At 51.6% G+C, this 24816-nt stretch carries 19 protein-coding genes; 2 read left to right on the forward strand and 17 right to left on the reverse strand.

What is annotated here, in order from left to right; genetic code table 11:
- Positions 1–592: 592 nt before the first annotated feature.
- Together U9M73_RS08420 and U9M73_RS08425 are read left to right on the forward strand one after the other, a co-directional pair.
- Complete coding sequence (locus U9M73_RS08420; RefSeq protein WP_323076820.1) at positions 593–925, forward strand: hypothetical protein; 333 nt, start codon at positions 593–595, stop codon at positions 923–925.
- Between the two features lie 17 nt (positions 926–942).
- On the forward strand, positions 943–1776 hold the full coding sequence (locus U9M73_RS08425) for an IS4 family transposase (RefSeq protein ID WP_323076821.1): 834 nt from the start codon (positions 943–945) through the stop codon (positions 1774–1776).
- A 138-nt stretch (positions 1777–1914) separates the two neighbouring features.
- On the opposite strand, the gene tnpA is transcribed toward U9M73_RS08425, so the two are convergent.
- The 17 genes from tnpA to U9M73_RS08510 all read right to left on the reverse strand — a co-directional run bounded on the left by tnpA (position 1915) and on the right by U9M73_RS08510 (position 24783).
- Positions 1915–2340 (reverse strand): IS200/IS605 family transposase, encoded by a 426-nt coding sequence (gene tnpA, locus U9M73_RS08430; RefSeq protein ID WP_323079095.1) that lies wholly within the window; start codon positions 2338–2340, stop codon positions 1915–1917.
- A gap of 167 nt (positions 2341–2507) precedes the next feature.
- Positions 2508–4529, reverse strand: a complete 2022-nt coding sequence (gene metG / locus U9M73_RS08435; protein ID WP_323076822.1) for a methionine--tRNA ligase — start codon at positions 4527–4529, stop codon at positions 2508–2510.
- Between the two features lie 414 nt (positions 4530–4943).
- Positions 4944–5225 (reverse strand): membrane protein insertion efficiency factor YidD, encoded by a 282-nt coding sequence (gene yidD, locus U9M73_RS08440; protein ID WP_028538267.1) that lies wholly within the window; start codon positions 5223–5225, stop codon positions 4944–4946.
- A 1-nt stretch (position 5226) separates the two neighbouring features.
- Positions 5227–5688 (reverse strand): Fur family transcriptional regulator, encoded by a 462-nt coding sequence (locus U9M73_RS08445; RefSeq protein WP_016311681.1) that lies wholly within the window; start codon positions 5686–5688, stop codon positions 5227–5229.
- A gap of 151 nt (positions 5689–5839) precedes the next feature.
- Positions 5840–7123 carry a cellulase-like family protein gene (locus tag U9M73_RS08450; protein ID WP_036645275.1) on the reverse strand — a complete coding sequence of 428 codons (1284 nt, stop codon included), beginning with the start codon at positions 7121–7123 and terminating at the stop codon, positions 5840–5842.
- Positions 7124–7175: 52 nt separating this feature from the next.
- Positions 7176–7979, reverse strand: a complete 804-nt coding sequence (locus U9M73_RS08455; RefSeq protein WP_009225322.1) for a carbohydrate ABC transporter permease — start codon at positions 7977–7979, stop codon at positions 7176–7178.
- Positions 7976–8914, reverse strand: a complete 939-nt coding sequence (locus U9M73_RS08460; RefSeq protein WP_323076828.1) for a carbohydrate ABC transporter permease — start codon at positions 8912–8914, stop codon at positions 7976–7978. The genes U9M73_RS08455 and U9M73_RS08460 overlap by 4 nt, the downstream gene beginning before the upstream one ends.
- Positions 8915–8983: 69 nt before the next feature.
- Positions 8984–10378: an ABC transporter substrate-binding protein gene (locus U9M73_RS08465; protein WP_323076830.1), complete on the reverse strand. Its 1395-nt coding sequence runs from the start codon at positions 10376–10378 to the stop codon at positions 8984–8986.
- Between the two features lie 75 nt (positions 10379–10453).
- On the reverse strand, positions 10454–12217 hold the full coding sequence (locus U9M73_RS08470) for a sensor histidine kinase (protein ID WP_323076831.1): 1764 nt from the start codon (positions 12215–12217) through the stop codon (positions 10454–10456).
- Positions 12210–13802: a response regulator transcription factor gene (locus U9M73_RS08475; RefSeq protein WP_323076833.1), complete on the reverse strand. Its 1593-nt coding sequence runs from the start codon at positions 13800–13802 to the stop codon at positions 12210–12212. The genes U9M73_RS08470 and U9M73_RS08475 overlap by 8 nt, the downstream gene beginning before the upstream one ends.
- A gap of 153 nt (positions 13803–13955) precedes the next feature.
- Positions 13956–16148 carry a stalk domain-containing protein gene (locus U9M73_RS08480; protein WP_260070606.1) on the reverse strand — a complete coding sequence of 731 codons (2193 nt, stop codon included), beginning with the start codon at positions 16146–16148 and terminating at the stop codon, positions 13956–13958.
- A gap of 314 nt (positions 16149–16462) precedes the next feature.
- Entirely contained in the window at positions 16463–18097 is a 1635-nt protein-coding gene (gene nagZ / locus U9M73_RS08485) for a beta-N-acetylhexosaminidase (protein WP_323076834.1), read from the reverse strand.
- A gap of 5 nt (positions 18098–18102) precedes the next feature.
- Entirely contained in the window at positions 18103–19710 is a 1608-nt protein-coding gene (locus U9M73_RS08490; protein WP_311202273.1) for a response regulator, read from the reverse strand.
- Positions 19685–21535 carry a cache domain-containing sensor histidine kinase gene (locus tag U9M73_RS08495; RefSeq protein ID WP_260070925.1) on the reverse strand — a complete coding sequence of 617 codons (1851 nt, stop codon included), beginning with the start codon at positions 21533–21535 and terminating at the stop codon, positions 19685–19687. The genes U9M73_RS08490 and U9M73_RS08495 overlap by 26 nt, the downstream gene beginning before the upstream one ends.
- Before the next feature lie 51 nt (positions 21536–21586).
- Positions 21587–22414, reverse strand: coding sequence for a carbohydrate ABC transporter permease (locus U9M73_RS08500; RefSeq protein ID WP_260070924.1), 828 nt, complete (start codon positions 22412–22414; stop codon positions 21587–21589).
- Complete coding sequence (locus tag U9M73_RS08505) at positions 22414–23298, reverse strand: carbohydrate ABC transporter permease (RefSeq protein ID WP_260070923.1); 885 nt, start codon at positions 23296–23298, stop codon at positions 22414–22416. The genes U9M73_RS08500 and U9M73_RS08505 overlap by 1 nt, the downstream gene beginning before the upstream one ends.
- A 93-nt stretch (positions 23299–23391) precedes the next feature.
- Positions 23392–24783: an ABC transporter substrate-binding protein gene (locus U9M73_RS08510; RefSeq protein ID WP_323076837.1), complete on the reverse strand. Its 1392-nt coding sequence runs from the start codon at positions 24781–24783 to the stop codon at positions 23392–23394.
- Positions 24784–24816 lie beyond the last annotated feature (33 nt).

Here is a 24816-nt window from a genome sequence, read left to right on the forward strand (position 1 = left end):
ACCTCCCATAAATCAGTACATGCGGATCATCGCAAACGGCTCCTCCATGGCTCCCCCATTGAGGACGAGTTTTTTGTTAATTGTATAAAAATTATATATAGTCCCATTTCTTCAAACCACTTATTAGGCATGAAAAATTGGGCATAGGTGGAGCGTGAGCTTCTCTTGCTATCATTCTGAATCCCGGAAGTCCTTTATTTTTCCATCCTCGTCTTCTCATTTCCCGGTGTAGCTTCATTATTCCCCCCAACATCGCCTTAGCCTTCTTCGTATCCATGCGTCCATGTCACTAGTCATAACCACCGGCTTAGCCGGTGGCTTCCATCAGCCCTGTACTAGCAGGCGCCTAAGAAGGCGCATTGAAAGTCTGCCAACCGCGAGCGGTCTCGGGCTTGCCCCTCAAAGGGGCTTTTTATTTGCCCCTTCCTACCGACTCACCCGTAAACGGGTCGAACAGTTCTTTCATCGTGAGTTGTTCGTAGTTCTTATCACTGGCGTTGCATTAAAATTCGCAGACAAAAAAGAAGACATCTCCTATTGTTGAGTTAACCACGCGTTATCCATAAAACGCCTCAACAATAAGGAGATGACTATGGATAACGTACCGAATCAAACCGTCATTTGTCAATGTCTGAAACTGTTAAATGTGGATTCTTCCCGGGATGCAACTTTAGACTATCAGTCTCGGAAATTATTTGTCTGCGCTTCGACGCTCTTGTTTATCGAAGCTCAGTTGCACCAGCGCAGTTCTTACAAAGTCATGTCAGAGCATTTAGCCGCCAATCGCGAATTTCAGAAACTGCTGAAACTCGAAAGCATAAGTGCTGCCCAGTTATCGCGGAAAATGAAGCGGCTGCCTATGGCCAACCTTCAAACCCTTTTTTCTCGATCATCGAGCAAATCAAGCAAAGAACAAAGGATTTAAAAGGGGTGACTCCTGGCATGGGTAAACTCAAACTCATCGATTCGACGGGGATTACCTTGCCGCCTATTCTCGCGAAATGGTGCTACTGCTCAGAGACGAATCACGGCGTGAAGATGCACACTTCCTTGGTCGTCATGGATTCCAAAACCATGTATCCGGACAAAATCATCGCTTCCACCAAGGACGTCGCGGACCATGAAGTGGCTCTGGAATTTACGATCGCCAAAGCCGCGACTTACGTGATGGATCGCGGCTACCAAGTATATTTTCAGAAATGGCTAAAGGACAAAATCAAGTTTGTCTGCTGCGTCAAGGAAAATAGCCGATTAACGGTCATCCGAGAAAGGGAACTGCCCAAAAGACAGAAGGGATTCATCCGAGATGCCGACGTGAAACTTCCGGACTTTCCCTGGATCTTTCGCTTAATCGAGTTTTGCGATGACCAGAAGCGAACCTATTGTCTTGTAACGAATCGCTTCGACTTGTCTGCGCACCAAATCGCTGAGGTTTACCGAAATCGCTGGCATATCGAGTTGTTTTTCAAGTGGGTCAAACAGCATATTCGATTGGTTAAACCGCATGGTTATACGCCCGAAGCGATATGGAACCAAATGTATATTGCTTTGATCGCCTATGCGTTATGTTTACTTGTTAAACTAACTCTGAACTGTAAGAAATCAGCGTGGGATCTGCTCCAACTGATGCGAATCTATGCGGAAAAACCATGGGACGATTTTTTAGTAGCGATCTACCGCAAGCCAACGCGAACATCGAAGGGACGACCTAAGCGAAATGGTAGGCCCCCGAAAAAGGCAACGAAGTCAATGGAGCCGAAACTGATCGTACGTTAATGACAAATGAAAATTAAAAAAAATGGATAACTCGTGGATCTATTCCCCCTTAGCCATTTTAGTTTATCCAGAGGAAACAAAGATGCAAAAATATTCATTTTATTGATATCAGTTCAATTCTATCGTGACGAAAATTACTTAATGCAACGCTAGTGAGTTCTTATCCTCTGTTAGTTGATTCCGAATATATTCGGCGATCGCCTTCCTGTTTCGTCCTACCGTATCCACAAAGTACCCACGGCACCAGAATTGGCGATTCCCGTATCGATACTTCAGATTCGCAAATTTATCGAAGATCATGAGCGAACTTTTTCCCTTTAAATACCCCATAATTTCCGATACACTCAACTTCGGCGGAATGCTCACCAGCATATGGATGTGATCCGGGCACGCTTCTGCTTCATGAATCTCCACTCCTTTGCGCTCACATAGCTCTCGAATGATTTTTCCAATCTCTCGCTTCAACTTCCCGTAGATGACTTGGCGTCTGTACTTTGGTGCAAATACAATATGGTATTTGCAGTTCCAGCGCGTATGTACTAGACTGCTCTTGTCCTCCTTGATTTGATGTTGCGGTTGGCAGACCGGCTACTATCTTATCATAAAGGTCAAGGGATTTTTACTCATAGCTATAAGCTTTCCTGAACCCCCAGTCGAACTGGGGTTTTCTTACACAAAAAACGAGCGAGGAAACTTAGAGTTTCCTCGCTCACATGAACTTAAATCAATAGCTATTTCACGATGGCGCCATTTGGCATCGTATCCGGCACCGTCGCCAGCGTCAGCTGATCGCCTTCCGAAGCGGCGAGGATCATGCCTTGCGACAGCTCGCCGCGCAGCTTCACCGGCTTCAGGTTGGTCACGCAAATCACTTTGCGTCCAACCAGCTCCTCCGGCTTGTAGAACTTGGCGATGCCCGACACGACCTGGCGCTGCTCATAGCCTAGATCCAGCTGCAGCTTCAGCAGCTTGTCGGCCTTCGGCACCGGCTCGCAGGCGAGCACCTGCGCGACCCGCAGCTCTACCTTGGCGAAATCGTCGATGCCGATTTCGTCCTTCGGCTCCGGCTTCTCCACTGCCGGTGCCGGCGTCGACGCCGAAGCGGCGGCCGGGGCGGCAGCCTCAGCCGCCGGCGTACCCCCGGTCATCGAGTTCGAAATAAACTCGATTTCCTGCTCTGCGTCGAGCCGCGGGAAGATCGGCTCGCCTTTGACGAGCTTCGTTCCGGCCGGGATCAGGCCAAACGTCTTGGCGCTCTCCCAGGTCGTCAGCTCCCCGGGAGCGATGCCGAGCTGCGCCCAGATCTTCGCCGGCGCCTGTGTCAGGAACGGCTGCAACAGGATCGAGGCGATGCGCAGCGACTCGGCCAGATGCGCCATGACCGAAGCGAGCTCGCCTTTCTTCGCTTCATCTTTGGCCAGCACCCACGGCTGCGTCTCATCGATGTATTTGTTCGTGCGGCTGATAAACGCCCCAATATGGGTGAGCGCCACGGAGAACCCCATGTTCTCCATAACCTCCTCTACCTTGCGGACCGTATCCAGCGCCGCTTGCTCCAGCTCCGCATCAAACGCCGTGGCGTTTGGCTCATAAGCCGGCACCTCGCCGCCAAAATATTTCTCCATCATCGCCACCGTACGGTTCAGCAGGTTGCCAAGGTCGTTGGCTAGATCGGAGTTCACCCGCTGTACGAAGCTTTCCGGCGTAAACGAACCGTCCGAACCGAACGGCACCTCACGCAGCAAATAATACCGGGTAGCATCAAGCCCGTAACGGTCGATCAGCACGTTTGGATCCACGACGTTGCCCTTGGATTTGGACATTTTCCCGCCCTTCATCAAGAGCCAGCCATGGCCAAACACCTTCTTCGGCAGCGGCAGCCCCAGCGCCATCAGCATAATCGGCCAGTAAATCGTATGGAAGCGCACGATTTCTTTCCCCACGAGATGAACGTCTGCCGGCCAATACCGCTCAAACAGCTCTTGATTGTCCGTGCCGTAACCAAGGGCCGTGATGTAGTTGGACAACGCATCGATCCACACGTACACGACATGCTTCGGATCGCCTTTGACCTTCACGCCCCAGTCGAACGTTGTGCGCGAGACGGCCAAATCCTCCAGCCCCGGCTTGATGAAGTTGTTGATCATCTCATTCTTGCGGGACTCCGGCTGAATGAAGTCCGGGTTTTCCTCATAGAACTTCAGCAAACGATCCACATACTTGCTCATCCGGAAGAAATAACACTCTTCCTTCACCAGCTCTACCGCATGGCCGCTCTCCGGGCTTTTCCCGCCGATCACTTCGCCTTTTTCATTGCGGATGACATCCACCAGCTGCGATTCCGTATAATACGTCTCGTCAGGAATGCTGTACCAGCCTTCATATTCCCCTTTGTAAATATCCCCTTGCTTCAGCAAACGGTCAAAAATCGCCTCCACGACCTGCTTATGCCGCGGCTCCGTTGTGCGGATAAAGTCATCGTAGGAAATGTCCAGCTTCTCCCACAGCTGCTTGATCCCCGCCACGATCCCGTCTACGAACTGCTGCGGGGTTTGGCCTTTTTCCTTCGCTTTCTGCTCGATCTTCTGTCCGTGCTCATCCGTCCCCGTCAAATAGCGGACATCAAAGCCGCGCAGCCGCTTGTACCGCGCCATGGCATCCCCCGCCACCGTCGTATAGGCATGGCCGATATGCAGCTTATCGCTTGGATAATAGATCGGCGACGTAATGTAAAATGTTGGTTTGTTGGACATCGCGATTCATCTCCTTTTATTTCATGACAAATACGACAAAAAAACTCCCGCCCCATATGGGGCGGGAGAGTTCTCACGCGTTACCACCCAATTTCCCCGCTCCTTCACAGGCTGCGGGCTCCGTTGGTCGAAATTCGACCGTCCGTTAACGCCGGACTCTACGCCATCTCCTTACCGAAGCGCTGCGCATAAAGCGCACGCTGCTCGGCTCAAAGACGGTTCCTCCCGGACCATATTCCAAAGACGCTCCAGACCGGTTTGCAGCTCCCCCGGCTCTCTGTGGCTGGATCCAATCCTTGTACTCATCCGTTCACTGGAAAGTATTGAGGTTGAGGTTGTTCATTTCAAACTTTATATTAAAAAAATTTCCAAACCGTGTCAAGCCGCGCTGGAGTTGGTCTCGCACAAATGCGATTAGGCTTGTCCGCCGCTCAGCGGAGGCGTGCCTTGCTCTCCCCCGCGCTTCTTCTCTACCTTAGGGGGAACCGGATCATAACCGCCCGGATGAAACGGCTGGCATTTCACGATCCGTTTGGCCGCCAGCCAAGACCCTTTCAGCGGGCCATGGACCTCAATCGCCTCCAAAGCATATGCCGAGCAGGTCGGATAAAACCTGCAGGTTGGCGGCTTGAGCGGCGAAATAAACTTGCGGTACACGTGGATCGGCGCCTGAAACGTTTTGCGGACGAGCCCCATCTCAGTGCACCTCGTGTTGCTCCGGCGCGGCATCCTGCGGCTTGCCGTCCGGCCGGCAATTTTTGCAATACCCAAATACCTCAAACTTATGCTTCACAACCTGGAACTGCTCCGGCGCATCGGTCAGCGGCATCGGGCAGAAATGAATCGGATACGTCTTCTCACATTGCAAGCAGATCATATGATGGTGATGATGCCCTTCACTGCTGCAGCTGGCTCGGAACTTCAAACCGTCCTCAAATACGACCTGCTCCAACACCCCCAGCTCCTCCATCACCCGGAGGTTCCGGTACACGGTATCAAAGCTAAGGCCGCTGTATTCCTTACCCATATATTCATAGACGTCCTTAGGGGTCAAATACCCGTCCCGCTCAGCGAACAGTTTGGCCAAGCTTTTGCGTTGGTCGGTAATCCGCAGTCCCCGGCTGGACATCACTTTTATAATCTCCTCGGTCGACAGCATGTGACATTCCTCCCGTCTGCACCTTCGTTCCATGCGTCTCTTCTAATAATGCCCCAAATTCACAGCAGCGTCAATTCGACGGGATCCAACTCCGCGAAACGTAAAAAAGCCCCTTTGCCTTAAAGAAGGCAAAAGAGCGTTAGCGTCTATCTCAACTGTTCAAAATAAACCGGTTCCACTTCTGCTGCCAAGCGACGTCGGACCAAAAGGGATGATGAGGAGCGCAATTGGAGCAGAGCACCATGCCCCAAAAGCCGTGCTCCATCCCTTTTCGTATGGCGTATTCCGCAATAGCTTTGCCGATCGGACCTTCCTCAAATTGGGCGAACAGCGGCGTATAGCCGACATATCCTTCGCCTATAACAACCGGAATGTCGTGCTTCTCTGCCCAATCCGCGGTTTCCTGAAACCGTTCGTCCACCTTCTGCAGCATCGCCTGCTTATGTGCGCCGTAATGCTCATACAAGTATAAATCCCATTTCACCGGGTCGCACCAGTCATGGACGTACATCAGCTTTAGTCCGACCGGATTTTCATGCATTCGCCATTCCTCGCCGACGGGCAGCCGATAGTCCTCAAACGGCGGAGCATCATCTCTTAGTAGAGATCGTACCAAAGCATTAGGAAATTTAATATTCGGATTACGGATCCCTGTCTCCTCCATCAACTGCTGCAATACGCCGTTAATATACATATGAAAATGGGCGACCTCCTCGTTACCCGGCACACTGTCTTTGGAATAGGGTTCGTTCAGCGTGTAGCAGCCGGTGATCCGAAGATCGGCATGCTGCTCTTGTAAATAGGCAAGCGCCTCCTCCACATAAGACTTCGTATACCGGATCAGCTTGCCAAGCTGCCGGGACGGGATACCCGCCTCCAACGCCATCTGACTCAACCGCCCAAACTCGATCTCATTATGCAATTCCACGTAAGCGATGCGGTCCCCAAGCCCAGCCGCTTTGACGAAGCGGATCAACTGATCCATCGACAAGGCCAAAGCCATAAATCGTTCCTGCGGCGGAATCGCCTGCAGCGCTTCGAATAGCTCCGGAGTTTTCAGGAAGCTTGGGCTCTGTTGATACTCCCAAGAAGATAGGATGATGAACATGTCATATTGCTTTGCCAGCGTGAACAGATTTAATAAATGCTGGTGACCATCGATTTCCGCACCACCCTTGCAATTATACCAGCGTGTCCTGACTCCCACTGAGCCAAGATTGGAGAAGGCCAATCGCCCATGGCGCGGGCCGTCCGCCTTAAACAACAGGCAGGGCATCGCGCAGATGCGAATCGTATTGTAGCCCCTTTCCACCGCCTCCTTGAAGCATTGCTCCAAATCGTGAAACGGCTCACCCGGCATCGTCATCGTATACCAGGAGAAATCCCACATCGTTATGGTCAGTTTGCGGGGAAGATGCGTGCTGATCTTGTACATTCGATTCACCTCTTAGATTAGAAGCTTGATTCCGACGGTTCCGCTTTGCCCCTTATCCCTTCACGGCCCCTGAGGTAATCCCTTTAATGAATGAGCGGCTGCCAAACAGGAAGATGATCAGAACAGGCAGCGTCGACAACCCCAGCGCCGCCATTCGGGCACCATAATCGGTCCGGTGGACAAACCCCAGCGTTGAAACAAACAGCGGGATCGTATAGTTATCGCTGTTATTGATCGTAACTAACGGCAGCAAGTAGTTGTTCCATGACCAGAGAAACACCAGCGTCGCCAACGTGGCCAGCCCCGGCTTAATTAACGGGATAACGATGTTAAAGAAGATTCGCGGCTCCGATGCCCCGTCGATCCTCGCGCATTCGATGACTTCATTTGGCACCGTGTCCTTGATAAACTGCACCATGAAAAAAGCGCCAAACGACCATGCGCTCCAAACCAGAATGACGGAGAGAAGCGTATTGCCGAACCCCAGCGTTCTCATCTCGATGACGTAGCCAATCAAGCCAACCTGGCTGGGGACCATCATCGTAATGATAATGAAATAGCGAAGAAAGCTCCTCAGCTTAAATTGGTATTTAGCTACCGCATAACCGATCATCGTAGCGGTGAAAACGCCGATAAAAACTGCGGATACCGAAACGATCATACTGTTCAAGTAAACCTGTACGAAGTTGGTCTTAAACACGGTTTTCAAGTTTTCCAGCAAATAATCGGAAGGAATCAACGGCAGGCCTTTGAAAATGTCTTCAGAATAATACGTCGACATCATCAACATCACATAAAAAGGGAACAGCGAAGCGAGGGTAACTAGGCTGAGAAACGCCCATTTTACGATCTTCATTCCTGATCCCCCTTCCCCATGGAGAGCTTATAGCTGGCGATTGAGAAAACAACGATCAGCATGAACAAGGCATAAGCGATCGTCGCACCATACCCAAAACGAACATTCATAAACGAATCGTTGACGAACTTCCAGATGATCGTCAGCGCCGCATTGTCCGGTCCGCCAACCTGGCTAGCCGTCCAGCCGCCGTACAACAGCTTCGGCTCGTCAAACAACTGCAGGCTTCCGATGATTGAAGTAACAATGAGGAACACGGAGATATTTCTAAGCAGCGGCAGCGTAATGCGGGTGAAGGTATGAAGCGCTGTTGCTCCATCCACCTTCGCTGCCTCGTAGACATCTTGGGAAATGGCCGTCATCCCCGCTAAATAGATTGCGATAAAGTAACCCAAATTCCGCCACACGATCATAATTGCGATGATGATCCGGGACAGCCAGGGGTCCTGTAACCAGTAGATCCCGTCCTTAAGCAAGCCCATCTTTACGAATAAGGCGTTGATGATCCCTGTCTGCCAGTCAAACATAAAGGAGAAAATGAAGCCTATGGCGACAGGCGTAGTAATATAAGGCAGAAAATTCGCCGTTTGAAAAAACATACGCCCGTTGACCATGTTAAAAATGAGATAAGCCAGAAGCATGCCGGATAAGATCAGGGTCGGTAACGACATCAGCATGATGACGACCGTGTTGTAAATCGATTTGTAAAACAACGGATCTTTTGTAAACAGCGTCACATAATTGCTGAATCCGACAAACCGTTTCTCGCTGACACCGTTCCACTCGTGAAAACTGAGGAAAAACGAATATACGACCGGATAAAACTGAAACGCCAAATACAGAAGCACGAACGGAAGCGAAAACAAGTATGGCCACAGCCGAAGTCCAAGCCGCTTCCTCGGCTTGCTGTTGACGACCGTTTGGGCATTCATCATGGTTGGTCCCCCTTTCAGGAATCAGTTGGGGTGAGAAACGAGACGCTCTCACCCCGGCAATCCTCCCGATTAGTTAATCGTTGCCTCAGGGGCCTGATTTTTGACAGCTTCCTTGAATTGCTCCAGAGCGCCGTCCACACCGATGCTCGTATCCTTCATCCACAGCGGGAATAGCGAATTAAACGCCGTCTGCACAATCGAATCGTATTTCGTTTGGGTCGATCCCGTCACTTCTGGCACGATGTCGTCGTAGAACGTCAAGCTCAGGTTTTGATTAAAGAACTGATCCAGCTCGGTTCCTGCCTCAAGCCAATCGCGATGCTCTTCGAAGAAGCTCTTGATCCCTGGCATATTCCCCAGCTTCTTGTAGTTCGTTTCCATCCCTTCGGTGGACAAATAACAGAAGTAAATGTAAGCCCAGGCCGCTTCCTTGTTCTTGCTGTTCTTATAGACACTGACAGAGGTTCCTCCGTACGTGAAGCCGCCTTCAGGCGCGGCCATCAAGCCCCAACGCCCGATGCCGTCCGGATCATTAGCCTGCACATTCCATTTGGGACTCCACGGCGCCATCGGGTAGAAAATATTATCGCCTTTCGCAAACGACGCGTTCCATCCCGGGGTATACCCCTCGTATTTGCCAAGAATTCCGGCGTCCCGCATGGCGAACAGCTTCTCGAACGGCGCCTTCATTCGCTCCGTCAACTCAATCGTGGATCCATTAATGTATGGCTGTTCGGTCTGCCCTTTCAACACGCGGTAGGCGTCGTCGAAACTGGCGATCATCGTAACCGCACCGCCGCTTTTTTGTTTGACTTCGATCCCTTTTTGGATGAAGGCATTCCAATCCGGCAACAGCTTGGACAATTCGTCTGGATCGTCGGTGCCCAGGTATTCCTTGGCCAGGTCTCTCCGGTACCCGAGTCCAGCCGGTGTAATCGATTGATCGACGCCAACCAGCTCGCCTTTGGTGTTCGAGAGAAGCGGCGGCAAATAATCCAGCAGCTGGTCCTTGGAGAAGTGATAAGGAGCTTGCTCCAGATTGTCGAGCACATCGAGATCAAACAACTGCCCGCGGAAGTTCATTTCGCCCAATATGACATCAGGCACCTCAGAGCCGGATGCAATCCCGCTTTGCAGCTTTTGCATATAATCGTTATTGTTGACGACGGTGTATTTCACTTTGATATTCGGGAAGACTTTGTTGAATTCCGGCACCATCGTGGTCAGGAAGGCTTCATCCCAATCCCATACGACGATTTCTCCTTCAATGTTTGTGGGAATCCCGCCGAGTGAAGGAGCTTCCCCTTCGGCGTTGGACGAAGTCCCACCCGAATTCGACGGTGGCTCACTTGTGTTCCGATTGGCGGCAGAATCATTCTTCGCGCAACCAGCCAATACCGCCGCGATCATCATCGCCAACACCAAGAGCGTCACCCAACTCTTTTTCAGACGCTTGTTCTTCATATTTAACCCCTCCCACAGTCTGTTTGTATCCGCTTACACCGTGATCTTATCATCGCTAGCGATGGGGTTAAAATCTCACAACCCGGTTATTTTACGCATAAATCGGCTGTCTTCCGCGGTGGAGTCCCCGTCCTCGATGGTGAAAGGGAGGCGAATCCTTACTTCCGTTCCTTCGCCCGGAAAGCTCTTGATCTCGAGGCCTGCCTGCACACCATAGTGAAAATTCAGGCGTTCGCGAATATTTGTAAGTCCGATTCCCGTGGAGGCATTCTGGATTGGCAGTACCGTTTGGGATGTGCTGATACCGATGCCGTTGTCGAGGACGGACACCTCGATAAACCGATCCGATCTCCGTGCAGAGATCCCGATCCAACCTTGCCGTTCGGAGGGGAATATCCCATGATAAAGCGCGTTTTCAATAAGCGGCTGCAGCATCATCCTTAGGACCATGCAGGGCAAAAGCTCTTCCTGAATGTCCCATTCGATTCGAAAACGTCCGGGATAACGGCAGTCCTGGATGGCAGCGTATTTATTCACCAGTTCTATTTCATCCTCCAGGGTCGTAAACCAGGCATCATCGCCGATTTTGATCGTGTTTTGCAAGAGATGGATCAACGAGGCGGTCATGTCGGCCACCTCCTTCGTCCGCCCTGCATGTGCTAAATAAATTACGGTATTTAACGTGTTATAAATAAAATGAGGGTTCATCTGCGACAACAAGAGCTGGATCTGCATGTTGCGTTTTTCCTTCTGTTCTTGCACGAGCGATTCGATCAGCGATTTCAAATCCTTCATCATCCGGTTAAATCCAAGCCCCAGCAGCTCCATTTCGTCTCCGCTTCGGATCTGCAATTCGATATTCAAATCGCCTGCGGACACTCGTTTCATCGCTCGGACCAGCTTCGAGATCGGCCGGGTCAGTTGCACGAGCAGAGGAAGCAGGATCATCATCACCACGATGAGGCTTACGGCCACAATCAGCGTGTAATAGAGCAACAGCTTGTTAACCCGCTCGTACAAGCGTGATTTGGAGATCACCGCAACTTGTCTCCAGTCCTCCTCCACGGAATCATCAACAATTTCGATATATTTTCCCCCTTCCGAATCGGTATCGGTCCAACGAGTCTCTCCGGGGTTGCTGTCGAACAATGGAACGCCGTCCTGATTTAGTAGAAGCAGACGTTCGAAATCCTTATTGCTCTGTTCAAATAAGCTCGCCAGATCTTTTTGATTGAAATCCAGCACGAGGTAATACCGCTCGTCGCCATCGTCCTTAAAGTTCCTGTAATTTACGACATAACTGATCACCTGTTGCCGACGGTTGAGAAAAATAAAATCATGCGGATCCGAAAAACGCGATTCGCTGCGTCCCATCCGGTAATCGGCAAACCAAGCCTGATTCAGATAGTCTTTGTAGTAGCTGTCATACCCTTGGTAATTGGAAAACACCTCGCCGTCCGGCCGGATAATCATCACGTTTAACAAGCTAGAGTTCATGACGGGAAACAGCTTCAGCTTCTCTCTAACCTTATTTTTCTTGAAGTAGCTCTGCTCGTACGTATCGTTTGGATCTTTGACCATCAACGCATTCACCTCGGAATCGCTGATGATATATTCCGCGGTTTCACGTAATTGCTCCTGCATACGATTGATGAAAGAAGATGTCTGTTCCAGTTTCGTCGTATTGTCTCGGACGGCTTGTTCCCGCATGATATCCTTGACATACGAATAAGTGACCCAACTGCTGGCCAATAGTGACGAGGATAGGATCAGAGCGCATACGGCAATAATTTTGGTGCGGATCCGAGCACGCATTTTAAATCCGGATAAGTTACTCATCGTGATATTGCTTCCTTTCCGAATACTCCAGAGGATGCTGTCCGGTCACACGTTGAAACACTTTACTGAAATAATGGCTATTGCGGTAACCCACTTTTTCCGCCACCTCATACAACTTGTATTGCCCTGTCGCCAAGTAACGCTTGGCTTTCTCCATGCGAACCTCCGTTAAATAGTCCAGGATCGTACGGCCGGTTTCGTTTTTGAAGCAATGCCGCAAATGATCGCCGCTGATTGCGAGATGCGCGGCAATTTTTTCGGTGCTTAAATCTTTGGCATAATGCCGGTTAATGTATTGGATCGCTTTCCTGACCTTCGCTGAATAGACGTCCCTGTGCTCGTCCTCCATCGCGGCTCGGAACTGGTTTTTAAACCAACGCGCAATGCCGGACACCGAAGTCCAATCATCAGAACCCTCAATCTCCCTGTACGGTTCATCGCGAAAAGCAGACCTTCCCTTGCTCATGCGAAGCCGATCCAGCTCCTTGGACAATTCATTACAGAGCATCCGCAATTCCTCAAGTCGGGCCATTTTCTTGACGAGGGTAAACATGGCGTCGATCTCCTCTTCGACTTCGGCAAGGCGATGCTCCTCCGTATAATGACGTAGTCGGTGGATCCACGCTTCCCAATCTGTCTCTTGGCTATCCGCTGCTGAGATGGTGCCTTCCTTTTCTTCGGAATACATCAGCACGCTGTCCATCCCAGTAAAAATACGCAGATCCAGCGCCCTATCCGCCCACGCCGCGGCAGCGAACAGCCCCGTTGCCTCCTGAAACACGGACGAGCACGCGACGGATACCGTTCCCCCTATAGAAGAAACATGCTCGGAATACGCTTGTTTCAAATGCGCGCTCCACTGAAAAAGTTCCTCATGCAGCTGCCTTCGGCTGACCATGCCGTCAAATCCAAGCAAAACGCCGATCCGGGTTCCCTCCGCCGCAATGGTAAACGTCTCAATCCAACGATATTTCGTTCCGTCCTCGACCCCCCATGGCATCTGAATCCCCGTATCTCGTGTGACCATAGGTCGACCCACTGCCGGATAAGGGGTATCGAACTCTAAAGCGATGTACACATACTGGGATCCAAACGAGGCCATATAGTTAGCAAGCGCTTTCAATTCTTCGTTTGAAAGTTCTTTTCCTGCCTTCGCCTGCTCAAGCAATGTCTTGCTCATTTTTCTTTGGATTGCCTTATCCTTATCGATGGTATCCCGGAGCTTCTCCAGTTCCAGCGTTAAGGTCTCCGGCGTTAATTCGTGCTTGACCCAGTAATCATGTACGCCAATCCGCAGTGACTGTTTTACGTATTCGAATTCCTTATAGGAGGTAAGAATCACGATCTTGGCTTGACTCCCGGCTTCCGCCAGCCTCTCGCTCAGGATCAAGCCATCCATGCCAGGCATCCGAATATCCACAAAAATCAGATCCGGTTTCAGCTTGGCCGCCAATTCCAACCCTTTCCGCGGATGAACGGTTTCTCCGGCTACGGTAAACCCTAGGCCTTCCCAATGGACCAAACGCTTCAAGTGCTCGATGGCCAAAATCTCATCGTCGACAATCATCACCTTCAGGTGGTTCATAATTACCCCCTCCTTTTCCTTGCTTTCTTTCAACTTACAGGAGAAAGCGAATTCGCACAATTGATTTCATGCGCAACTTGATGGAGGATCTACTGTTTTTGGACGCAAAAAAAGCACGGCGCTCTCGCGCCGTGCTTTAAAGTACATTTCTGTTTATTCGCTCTTCTTCTCCGGCAATTGCTGGAACAGCAGGTTGACGGACAAGTTGCTGCCCGGAGCTGCCGTGAAGACCAGATCTACAGTTTGCTCGCGCTCACCGGTGCGGAACAATACCGCGTTCTCGTTAGGCGCACTAAGTGAGCCGGAGGATGGTAAGCTGACAATATTTCCGTTGACCATAATTCCGCCCATATAATGGCCGCCGCGCGGGTTAAACGTGATCAGCGTGTTAGGCGCAACCCGATACAGCTTCACCTTGTAGAGAACGCCGAAGTTTCCGGCATTCATGCGATACTCTCCGGTTGGACCATCGTATCCGATCAGGAATGGATCGCTGGAGTTGTCGCCGATGAGCAACCGGGACGGCGTATTGCCGATCAGCTCGGTCACTTCAATATTGCGAGTGGCTTCCATATAAGTGCCGCGGTTATGGATATCAGGCTTTAAGACACTGAGATAAGGCAACGTCTTAAATGGATCTTGATCCTGATCAACCATCATGACGGTATAATTTAAGGTATGATCGCTATACAAATCCGCAAACAGGGAGATGACATCCCCTTGCTTCATCGCCGTAGCGCTCAGCTCATTCAGGATAATCTTGCTTTCTCCAGGAGCAAACCAAGTATCCTTATATTTGCTGCCGGTTTGCATTGATTCGTAATAGCGCATGACCGAAGCCTTCCCCGCAGCTGTTGCATAACTGCTTGGACCGCCAAATCCAAGGTTGCTTTGAGTCAAACGCGTCGTTTCGCTATTGTTGTTCGTGGCGATGACGTACATTTTCACCGGTTTCCCGGTCGAATTGGCGTGGTGGATCATGAAGCGCGTATTCCCAATCGCCGATTCCTTATACAGAATCCCTTTGGAATACACCGTTTCCGGGCTGTTGCTGCGGATCAACGTGACCGCATCGGAAGTGAAGGCGTATCGGATTCGCTCCCAGCTTGGCACCTGGGTCCCGTCAAACGTATATTCTTCCCCGACCGGAATAAACAGCTTATTAAATTCGTCCCGCGTGTAGAGCGTCTCGTTCGTAATCGTAATCGTCTTCTCCACGGTCGAGTACAAGCCAAATTTATTGACAACCTTCAGGCGGATCGTCATCTGGCCCGGGGTGAAGAACGCCATCTCTTTATTTTCCCAAATGCGCTCGGTGATGCCCACTTCATCCGTACTGAGGTCGGTATACGTGATCAATTCACCCATTTTGTAGGTGTCTTTGTCTGTCGTAAAATTCGCTACCGGCGGTGTATGCGGCTTGTCTACATGAATCGTCAGCGTAAACGGATTACTCCACTGGCCGCTGGAATCCTGCACCCGGTAAGTTACGGTGTAATCCCCCGGCGTCATGAAGACATCCTGGCGTCCAATCCATTCCTCGTTCACGATCGGTAGCCCGATTGGCGAAGTCGCATTGGTGATATATTGAACCTGTGTTTCCCCGGCGATGACTTCTTTGTTGCCGATGCTAAACGAAGCGACCGGCAGCGTGTTCAAATTCACGATCACCCGTTTGCCAACCGCATCATAGGAATACGAGATGTTTAACGCCTTCGTGATCGCCGTTAACGGCACCATGAAGTTGTTTTGCGCAGAATAGGATTTCCCCCGCATCGTCTGCGTCACACCGTTAACCTTATAATAAGTCGTATTCAGCTTAAACCGCAGCTCGTCGTTGCCTCGTTTAATGATCGTTTCTTTCGTTGTATTGTCAAAAGACAGCTGGAATCCTGCACGCTCCACAATGGCCCGGATAGATATGTAAGATACGCCGTCTTTCACTTCCATCGGATAACCGGCAAGGTATTCCTTCCCGTTCTGATACATCTTCTTGCTGTTCACCATCAGAATCAGTTGGCCGGAGTTGCTTTGGCTCTGCATGCTTGGGTCTGCAGGCGTCGTCACCGGACTTGTTGGCGGTACCGTTTCATCTCCGGTTTCCGTCCCTTCCTGACCCTCTTCTGGAACCGTCTCTCCTGTCGTTCCATCGTTTGTTCCTTGATCTGCAGGCAGATCGCCAGGCTGCACCACATCGGTTGTTGTCCCGTTCACTTCTAACTGTTGTGTTCCGGTCTGTGGTTCCAGACCGTTTCCTTGCCCGATTTCCTCCGCGCTGGCTGGAAGCACCATAGCCACTTGCGATGCGACCAACATCGTGGTGATCAACAATCTCTTAAATTTCATGCCTTAACTCCCTTACTCTCCCATTTTGTGTTACTCCCTTTAACTCACACTGTATTAAACGCATGGATAAAAGAAAAGTTGCTGACAAATCAAAACAATATATTAGCAAACTCCGTCGTTCGTTGCCCGATTTTATTATTTTTTGACAAATCTCCGTAAGAAAAACGTCTGTCGACGTACATTCAAAGTAGACAGACCGCGTTTAGCGGAAGTTTTTCTTGCGATATCAGGATGCCAATGCCCCGAAGTTTATACTTTCTGATATCTTAAAAAACGCCCGGAAATCACTCCCGGGCGCTCCTATGAAATTTGGATTAATCCTGGTTTAAGCTGACGGGCAATACTCCCTGCGGCTGCAGCTCACCGACCAGAACCTTGGCCGCGACATCCAACGAAAACGGACGATTTTCATATAAGCAGAGATAGGTCTCGATCTCAGGAAACGCGTTTAAGTCGTAAGGATTCCGCGTAGATACGACGATCAGACGTTTGCCCGACAGCTGCTGAAGGCGCTGGACGAGCTTCTGCTGACCTTCAGGGATCCCCCCCTCTGCTGTGTAGGTCGCCACAACGATTTGGCTGACCTCTTGACTTTGTTCCAGTACCGCGGCAATCTCTTCGTCGCTGGGCTGCGTTCCAATCACCGTCATGACGACCTGGCCATGAAGCGGCCGCAGCGCATCCGCCAGCGTATATTGATGCACCGCCGGCTCATCGACCTCGGTGCGGTGCCGCAGCTCCGGCCAGACGACCAGCACCGGCTGATCGCTCTGCAGCGGCAAGCGGCCCGCTCCCTTCACGAGCGTCACGCTGCGCTCTGCCGCATGGCGCAGCAGCGCGGCGCTCTCCGCCTCCGGCGTCAGCGGCGCTGCCGTCGCGGTCGCGGCGGCTACCGCCTGCGCCGCACTGCCGATCCGCTTCGCCTTGAGCGCCAAGATGCGCTCGAGCGAGCGGTCAATACTCGCCTCGCTGATCCGCCCGCTCCGCACCGCTTCGGCTACCCGCTCGATCGCCGCACGCTGGTCGGCCAGCGTATGGCTCACGAGCACGAGGTCTGCGCCGGCTTCGATCGCCTGGACCGCCCCTTCGGCGATGCCATAATGCCCCGCGATCGCCTGCATCTCCAGGCAATCGGTGACGATCAGCCCGCCGAAGCCCAGCTCTTCCCGCAGCAGGCCGGTCAGCACCCGGTGCGACAACGTTGCCGGCGTCCCCTCCGGCTCAAACGCCGGAAAGATCACATGCGCCGTCATAATTGCATCAACGCCCGCCGCAATCGCCTCCCGGAACGGGACCAGCTCGACCTGGTGCAGCCGCTCCTTCCCGTGCGGGACACTGGCTAAGCCGCGGTGGGAATCCACGGCCGTATCCCCGTGGCCGGGGAAATGCTTCACCGTCGCGATCACGTCTTCGGCCTGATATCCGCGAACCGCCGCGGCTCCATGCACGGCCACCCGGTCCGGCTGCTCCCCAAACGAGCGGACGCCAATCACGGGATTGGCCGGATTGTTGTTGACGTCGACGCACGGCGCAAAGTTAAAGTTGATGCCCAGCTGCAGCATCTCCTTGGCCGCCAGTCGCGCCACTTCCTCCGTCAACGCCGGATCATTGGCCGCCCCCAGCGCCATATTGCCGGGAATCCGGCTCATCCCTTCATGATCCAGCCGGGCTACCATCCCGCCTTCCTGATCAATCGAGATAAACAACGGAAGCTCCGGTTTGCTGCGCGGCAAGCCTTGCAAGCTTCGTGACAGCTCGGCAAGCTGCTCCACCGAAGCGATATTCCGGCGGAAATAAACTACACCCCCCACATGATACTGCTGCACCAGCGTCCGAATCTGTTCGTCCGGCACCAAGCTATGGAACCCACAAATAAATAACTGTCCGATCTTCTCCTCCAACGTCCATGCTGATAAATCCACGAGCCGTCCTCCTTGCCGCTTATCCATTAGTTTTAAGATACGTTTGATTCCTTCTGCCGGTAATCCGACGGCGTCATGCCGGTATACTTCTGAAAGACCTTCGTGAAATATCGCCGTTCCTGATAGCCGATTGAACTGCCGATTTGTGCGATCGAACGCTCACTGGTACGCAGCAGGCATTTCGCCATTTCCATTCGCTGTTTGGTCAAATACTCTACAAACGTTTCGCCAAAATGGTTCTTAAAGAGTAAGCAGAAATAACTGCTGCTAATGCCGAGATAGTCGGCGATGTCCTCGATCCCAAAGTCGCGGCCGAGATGGTTCTGAATATAATTTTGCGCGGACATCATTAGCAGCTCCGTAGATTTCTTCGCGGACAGGGAGCTGCGCGCATGCTCGATGAGCGAAACGATGATCGACAGCAACTCTTTCAAGCTCATCGGCTCCCGCAGCCGCTTCCATAGCCCTTCTTCCTGCTCCCTTGGGAGCATGTGCAGCTCGCGCATCTCGCGCAGCAAATGGATGAGCAAATAATGCATCAGCTTCTCCGCCGCACACGCCTGCCGTTCATCCAGACCGCCGATGTACGATTTCAATTCCCCGGCGATGCGATCCAAGACCTCGGTGCTCCCGTTGCGCAATCCGGTTCCAAGCTGCTCGATCCAGCCCCATTGCACTTCCACCGCGTCCTTATCCGGGGCGAAATCGTCTGTTGGCAGCGCGTCAGCCTTCACGAACCCTTCCTGCGCTGCTCCCAGAATCAACCGATGCTGCAAGCGATGGTACACAAGCGATAATTCCTGCAAACCATGTAGCCCTGCCGCCATGCACATCCGAACGGGAAGTTCCTCCTTGCTGCGGATGAGCTGTCGGATCCGCTCAAAGCCCGGCATCAGCGTCTCCTCGTCAACTGTCCGATCCGCTGAAGGGGACGGGAACACGAGGCACCATTCCCCCTCCCGGATCTGCAGCACAGTTAAGCCTGGCAAAACTTCGCCAAATACATCCTTCAGCGCATGCTTGATGTGCAGATTCCACGCTTTTCGTTCATGGAGCGTCCAGACGATGGATCGGTGCGAATAACCTTCCAGATCCAAGAGCAGCATGGCGTAACGCCGCTTCGCTTCACCGGCGTCCTCGTCGTCCCACAACAGCCCTTCCGCATCTGTCTCCTGTCCGAGCAAGGAATGTAATAGGAAGTTTTCATTGGCCAGATCAACCACCTGGTTCATCCGCTGCTCCTTGTTCAGGTTTTTGCGCTTCTCGCGAATCTGTTTGGCGATCCCCCGAACCGTCTCCTCCAGCTCAAAATAATTGATCGGCTTGCAAATATAATCCTTCACGCCGTAACGTATTGCAGTTCGAGCATACTCAAATTCCTGATACCCGGTCAACAGCAAAATTTCGCAAGGAATCTCCCGCTCCCGGAGCTCCTGCAGCAGTTGAATGCCGTCCATCACCGGCATGCGGATATCGCTTAAGATCAAGTCGGGACGATGCTGCGAAGCCATCTCTAACGCTTCCTTACCGTTCTTGGCCAACAAAACAACTTCAAACCCCATTTCCTCCCAAGGCAAAACCTTCGACAAGTTCGTGAGTATATGAATTTCGTCGTCAACCAGCAACGCTTTTAATTTCATCGTGATCCCCCGCCTCATATCTTGGTATCACACATTGAATCGTCGTCCCGTACCCGGGCTGCGAGCAAATAAACAATCCGTATCTGCTGCCATACTGAAATCTTAGCCGATCCGACACGCTGCGAAGCCCCAAGCCCCGGCGTTCATGATTCGGATATGGCGCCATGGAACGATACGCCGGATCGTCCAAATCCGCGTATTGGATCTTCGCCAGCTGCTCATTGGTCATCCCAATTCCGTTATCTTCAACCCTTAGCAGAATGCGGTCTTGCTCCATTCTCCCCGTGACCGTGATCCTGCCTTTATAATCGATGCCCTCAAACCCGTGCTGAATGCTGTTCTCCACGAGCGGCTGCAGCGTTAATTTCAACAGCAGACAGTTCATCATTTCGTCCGGAATATCAATCGAATACTCAAACAACTCCTCGAAACGGAACTTCTGAATTTCCAAATAGCTGCGCATATGCTCGATTTCGAGGCTCAGCTTGATCTCTTCCTTGTCTTGAATACTGATCCGCAAAATATTCGCCAGCCGCAGCACCATTTCGCTGACCTTACGCCCTTCGTTTTGGACGGCAAGCACGTTAATCGATTCCAACGTATTAAACAGGAAATGCGGCTTAATCTGAGCCTGCAGGACGCGCAGCTCGGCGTTGGCCTTCAGCCGTTGCTCCCGTTTCACTTGCTCAAACAGCTCATTGATTTTATCCATCTGGTTATTGAAGCCCTTCTGCAGCAGAAGCAGCTCATCGTCGCCTTTCTCATCTACCCGAGCTTTCAGGTCACCGCTTTCCACCTTGCGCATGAACCTGACAATCACACCAATCGTTCCCGTGATCCGGTTCATAAAGATCAAGTTAAATAACATCGCCGTCAGCACGCACACACAAATAATGGCAACAAACCATTTGGCAAAGGTCGTCACCTCCTGCGACAAATAGCTCCAGGAAGTAACCGAAACTAGACTCCACGGATAATCCTGCAATTTATAAATGGAGATAACGCTCTCTTGGTTGTTAAATTTACCTTTAAAGCTCCGATACCCCTCGCCGCTCTCCCATTTCAATTTCTTTGGCAGGTACGCTTCGATTTGCTGGCCATCCAACTCCAATTGATAATCGTATAGAATCAGGCCTTTGTCATTCACCAGCATAAACCGGGTATCGCGCATCTGACTGCCCAGTTTCAGGTTCTGAAAAATCTTCTCGAACTCCCAGTTCTTGATCTGCACCACCAGCACGCCAACCCGCTCCAGATTGCTAAGCTCCTTAATCAGGCGGATTTGCGTAAACACGTTGTCCGATCCGGTTAATTCCGGATATTCGTGGGGAGCGATCCATTTCGGTTGGCCGTTAAGGGCCATCACTTCGTTATATAAAGGATGCTCCTTAAATTTTTCGTAGGGCAGCGTCTCGAAATTTTCCTTATTAAATATCGCGATGACATTGGATTGCCGGCCCCCATGGATGTTGTACAAAAACGCGTAGTCAATGGCCGGATGGCTATACAGCAGGGAACGGAAATTTCGCTGATTGGCGTTCAGCTCCAGCTGGGTCGTGGCCGTCAAATCCTGGGTATCCGGGTCCTTGGCTGATAAAGCGGCCTGAAACACCCCTTTGGAGATGCCATTATCCGTGACGTTATTCATCTCCTGAAAGACGTTCTTAATGCTGTAGCTGATCGCCTTCAGTGAATATTCCGCCTGCTGGCTGTATTTCTTCTCAATCGAGTTAAACGTAATCCAAAACGTGATAATGCCTAACACAAACAATGGAATGATGACTAAACCCAAAAAGGCGGTAAACAGCTTAATGCGCAAATTCATCGGCGGCAGCTCCCAATTGGTAAGACTATCCCTATTCTAACACGCCACGATCTAACCCTTAACGCTGCCGGCCGTAACGCCTTCAATTATTTTTTCCTGAAGCACCGCATAGATGATCATGACCGGCAGCACGCTGAACACGATGCCAGCTGACATCTGCGCGTAGTTGGTGTTGTACGCATCGCGGAATCCGACCATCCCGACCGGGAGCGTACGAAGTTCTTCTTTGGATAGAAAATAGTTCGCCAGCAAAAACTCGTTCCAGTTGCCGAGGAAATTGATGATAAACACCGTCACGATCGCCGGTACTGTCAGGGGCAGCATCACGCGAAAGAACATCCCCGCTGAGCCTAAACCGTCCATGACAGCTGCTTCTTCAATTTCACCAGGGATCGAGCGCATAAACGCCGCCAGAATGATGACCGAAAACGGAATCGCGTTCGCCACATAAGGCAAAATCAACGCCATATGCGTGTCGAGCACGTTCAGGTTGCGCATCATGCCGTAGATCGGCAGCAGCAACGAGTTGTTGGGGATCAGCATCCCCAGCAGGATCAGCTGGAACACGACCGCGCTGATCCGATTGTACCGCATGCGCGTTACGGCAAAGGCCAGCATCGCAGCAAACAGGATCGACAAGCACGCCGATAATACACCGATATATAAGCTATTGAAAAAAAACGTGCTGATCTTGGCGTTCACCCAAGCATTCATGTAATTGTCAAAAATAATCGACGACGGCAACCCAAACGGATTGGAGGCGATCGCTTGGTTATCGGTTTTGACCGAAGAGAACAACACGAACAGAAACGGATACAAAATGATGAGTAGATACGCCATCAGGAACAGATGCGGGATCGTCTTTTTCAGCACTCTCATCAGTATTCAATCCTTTCTGTGCGTCGAACGACAAGGATTTGGTACAAGGCGGTAATAATGATCGTAAAGGCAAAGATCAGTACGGCGATGGCGTTGCCAAACCCGTGGCGGAAGCTGGTGATCGCGTAACGGATCATGTACGTCGCCATGACGTCCGTCGAGCCGGCTGGCCCGCCCTTGGTCATGACCAGCACAATATCGGCCGCTTTCATGGCGCCAGCCACCGACAGCATCACGACGACGCTAATGATCGGCATGATCAGCGGAATGGTGATTCGGATCGCCCGTTGGATGCCGCCCGCTCCATCAATCGCCGCCGCTTCGTCCAACTCGCGCGGGATCGCCAGGATCGCCGCCAGGACCATTACGATGTAGAACCCCGTCCACTGCCAAGCATTCGTAATCAGGATGGAGAGCATCGCCCAATTTTTGTCGGACAGCCAGTACACCGGGGGAATGCCAAAGATCCCAAGCACTTGGTTCATCAACCCGAAATCCGGGTTATAAATGAACCCCCACAAAATACCGATCACGGCAGTGGACATGATCGACGGCATAAAGACCGCGGTCTTATACAGTCCCTTGAGCTTCTTGACGTTTGCGATTAAGAGGGAGAAAAAAACGATCAGCGGAACTTGGATCAGACAGGAGAACAGAATGAAATATACATTGTTCCGCACCGATTTCCAGAACGCTTGATCCTTAAACGCCATCTCGTAATTATCCAAACCGATATAGGTCATATGCTTGGAAATACCGTTCCAGCTGGTAAAGCTGTTGTTGATGGCGGTAAAGATTGGATAGATGAAAAAGGCAAGAAACAAGATCAATGCCGGGAGAACAAATAAGCTGTAAATCAGAGGACTTCTGAGCGCTTTATTCATGCCTATACCTCCGTAGTTGGAAGCAAGGGCGTCCCCAGAACCGCTGCCGGCGGGTGACGCCCTTGTTCGATGATCAGTCTTAAGAATTAACGATTATTCCGCTGCGGCATTGGCTGCATCTTGCGCTGCCTGCACATTTTCCAGCATCTTCGCCGGCTCGATTTCGCCGCCGATGATTTGTTGAATGCCCATGCTCAGCGCCGTATTCACTTCCGCTTGCACGAGCGCGTCAAACGCCGGGAAGGAAGTGCCGATTTCACTTACCGCTCTAAAAATATCCTGCATCAGCGGGTCGTCGGACGCCGTCTTCATTTGCTCCAAATCCATCTTCATGGCCGGAAGTACGCCGTCTTCTTTCAAGCCGCGCAGCTGCATTTCTTCCGTCCACATGTTCTTAATGAACTCCTTAACGGCCGCCAGCTTCCGCGGATCCTCCGCCACCGCACTGGAGAAGCCGTAACCGTTGTTGGCATCCTGCATGACGACGACCGGATCCCCTTCATTCAACGGCGGCATATTGAAGAAGCCGATTTTACCCACCATATCGCCGGCTTGAGCCGGATCGCGGAAGACGGAGTTCGCCCAGGAGCCGTCCATCATCATGATAGCCTCGCCCGTAATAACCTGGTTTCTCATATCCGCGTATTCAAAGCCCAGTTCGCCTTTCTTAAAGTAACCTTTTTGAACCCATTCCTGATGTTTGGCAATCGCCTTAACCATATTCTCGTCCGTCCATTTCGTTGCGCCTGTCTTGAAGCCGTAAGTGATCTCCGGACCGGCAAAATAGGACCACAGGTTATTGGTCGTCATCAGCGGAATCCAAGCATCCTTGGAGGACTGAGCAAACGGGATTTTGCCGTCCGCCTTGATTTTCTCAGCGATTTGCTCCAGCTCCCCAAGCGTCTTCGGCACACTCAGCCCTTTGGATTCAAAGTACTCTTTATTATAGAAATACCCTTCGATGGAACCCCCGATTGGCAAGCCGTATACTTTGCCGTCAAGGGTAAACGGATCCAGTGTCGTAAATTTATCTTTAATGCCCAATTCTTCGATGATCGGTGTCAAATCCAGCATCAGGCCTTCCTTGGCATATAGCTGGGCATCCGGACTGCCAAATACGTCGAAGATTTCCGGCGGTTTGCCCGCGGCCATTTCGCCCCGCAGCTTCTCTTTGCGGTTCACTTCGGAGTCCACCGCATCCAGCTTGATGGTTAAGCCCGGTACAGCAGCTTCCGTCTTCTTGACGACGTCCTCCAGCATCGCCAGGCGGAACTTCTTGGATTCCCCAACCTGGGTGTGGCGGATCGTGATTTCAAACGGATCGTTGTTCGTTTCCGTTTCGGTCCCCGCATTTGACGTGCCCTGACTTTCATTCGACGGGGCAGGGGCAGCATTGTTTCCGTTGTTGCCGGATTTGCCGCAGCCGGCGAGCAGCGCGGATGCAACAAACACAAGAGACAGCAGCAGCACCAAACTCTTCCTCATGTTAGATAGACCCTCCTCAAACTCGTTTATGTG

Source organism: Paenibacillus phoenicis (genome assembly GCF_034718895.1).
Taxonomy (GTDB): domain Bacteria; phylum Bacillota; class Bacilli; order Paenibacillales; family Paenibacillaceae; genus Fontibacillus; species Fontibacillus phoenicis.

Bases quoted from the DNA above. Each gene is read 5' to 3' on its own strand.
- U9M73_RS08465 (WP_323076830.1), bottom strand. From the start codon at position 10,378: ATGAAGAACAAGCGTCTGAAAAAGAGTTGGGTGACGCTCTTGGTGTTG.
- U9M73_RS08490 (WP_311202273.1), bottom strand. From the start codon at position 19,710: ATGAAATTAAAAGCGTTGCTGGTTGACGACGAAATTCATATACTCACG.
- nagZ (WP_323076834.1), bottom strand. From the start codon at position 18,097: ATGGATAAGCGGCAAGGAGGACGGCTCGTGGATTTATCAGCATGGACG.
- U9M73_RS08500 (WP_260070924.1), bottom strand. From the start codon at position 22,414: ATGAGAGTGCTGAAAAAGACGATCCCGCATCTGTTCCTGATGGCGTAT.
- U9M73_RS08425 (WP_323076821.1), top strand. From the start codon at position 943: ATGGGTAAACTCAAACTCATCGATTCGACGGGGATTACCTTGCCGCCT.
- U9M73_RS08455 (WP_009225322.1), bottom strand. From the start codon at position 7,979: ATGAAGATCGTAAAATGGGCGTTTCTCAGCCTAGTTACCCTCGCTTCG.
- U9M73_RS08495 (WP_260070925.1), bottom strand. From the start codon at position 21,535: ATGAATTTGCGCATTAAGCTGTTTACCGCCTTTTTGGGTTTAGTCATC.
- U9M73_RS08505 (WP_260070923.1), bottom strand. From the start codon at position 23,298: ATGAATAAAGCGCTCAGAAGTCCTCTGATTTACAGCTTATTTGTTCTC.
- metG (WP_323076822.1), bottom strand. From the start codon at position 4,529: ATGTCCAACAAACCAACATTTTACATTACGTCGCCGATCTATTATCCA.
- U9M73_RS08470 (WP_323076831.1), bottom strand. From the start codon at position 12,217: ATGAGTAACTTATCCGGATTTAAAATGCGTGCTCGGATCCGCACCAAA.
- U9M73_RS08445 (WP_016311681.1), bottom strand. From the start codon at position 5,688: ATGCTGTCGACCGAGGAGATTATAAAAGTGATGTCCAGCCGGGGACTG.
- U9M73_RS08475 (WP_323076833.1), bottom strand. From the start codon at position 13,802: ATGAACCACCTGAAGGTGATGATTGTCGACGATGAGATTTTGGCCATC.
- U9M73_RS08450 (WP_036645275.1), bottom strand. From the start codon at position 7,123: ATGTACAAGATCAGCACGCATCTTCCCCGCAAACTGACCATAACGATG.
- yidD (WP_028538267.1), bottom strand. From the start codon at position 5,225: ATGGGGCTCGTCCGCAAAACGTTTCAGGCGCCGATCCACGTGTACCGC.
- U9M73_RS08420 (WP_323076820.1), top strand. From the start codon at position 593: ATGGATAACGTACCGAATCAAACCGTCATTTGTCAATGTCTGAAACTG.
- U9M73_RS08480 (WP_260070606.1), bottom strand. From the start codon at position 16,148: ATGAAATTTAAGAGATTGTTGATCACCACGATGTTGGTCGCATCGCAA.
- U9M73_RS08460 (WP_323076828.1), bottom strand. From the start codon at position 8,914: ATGATGAATGCCCAAACGGTCGTCAACAGCAAGCCGAGGAAGCGGCTT.
- U9M73_RS08510 (WP_323076837.1), bottom strand. From the start codon at position 24,783: ATGAGGAAGAGTTTGGTGCTGCTGCTGTCTCTTGTGTTTGTTGCATCC.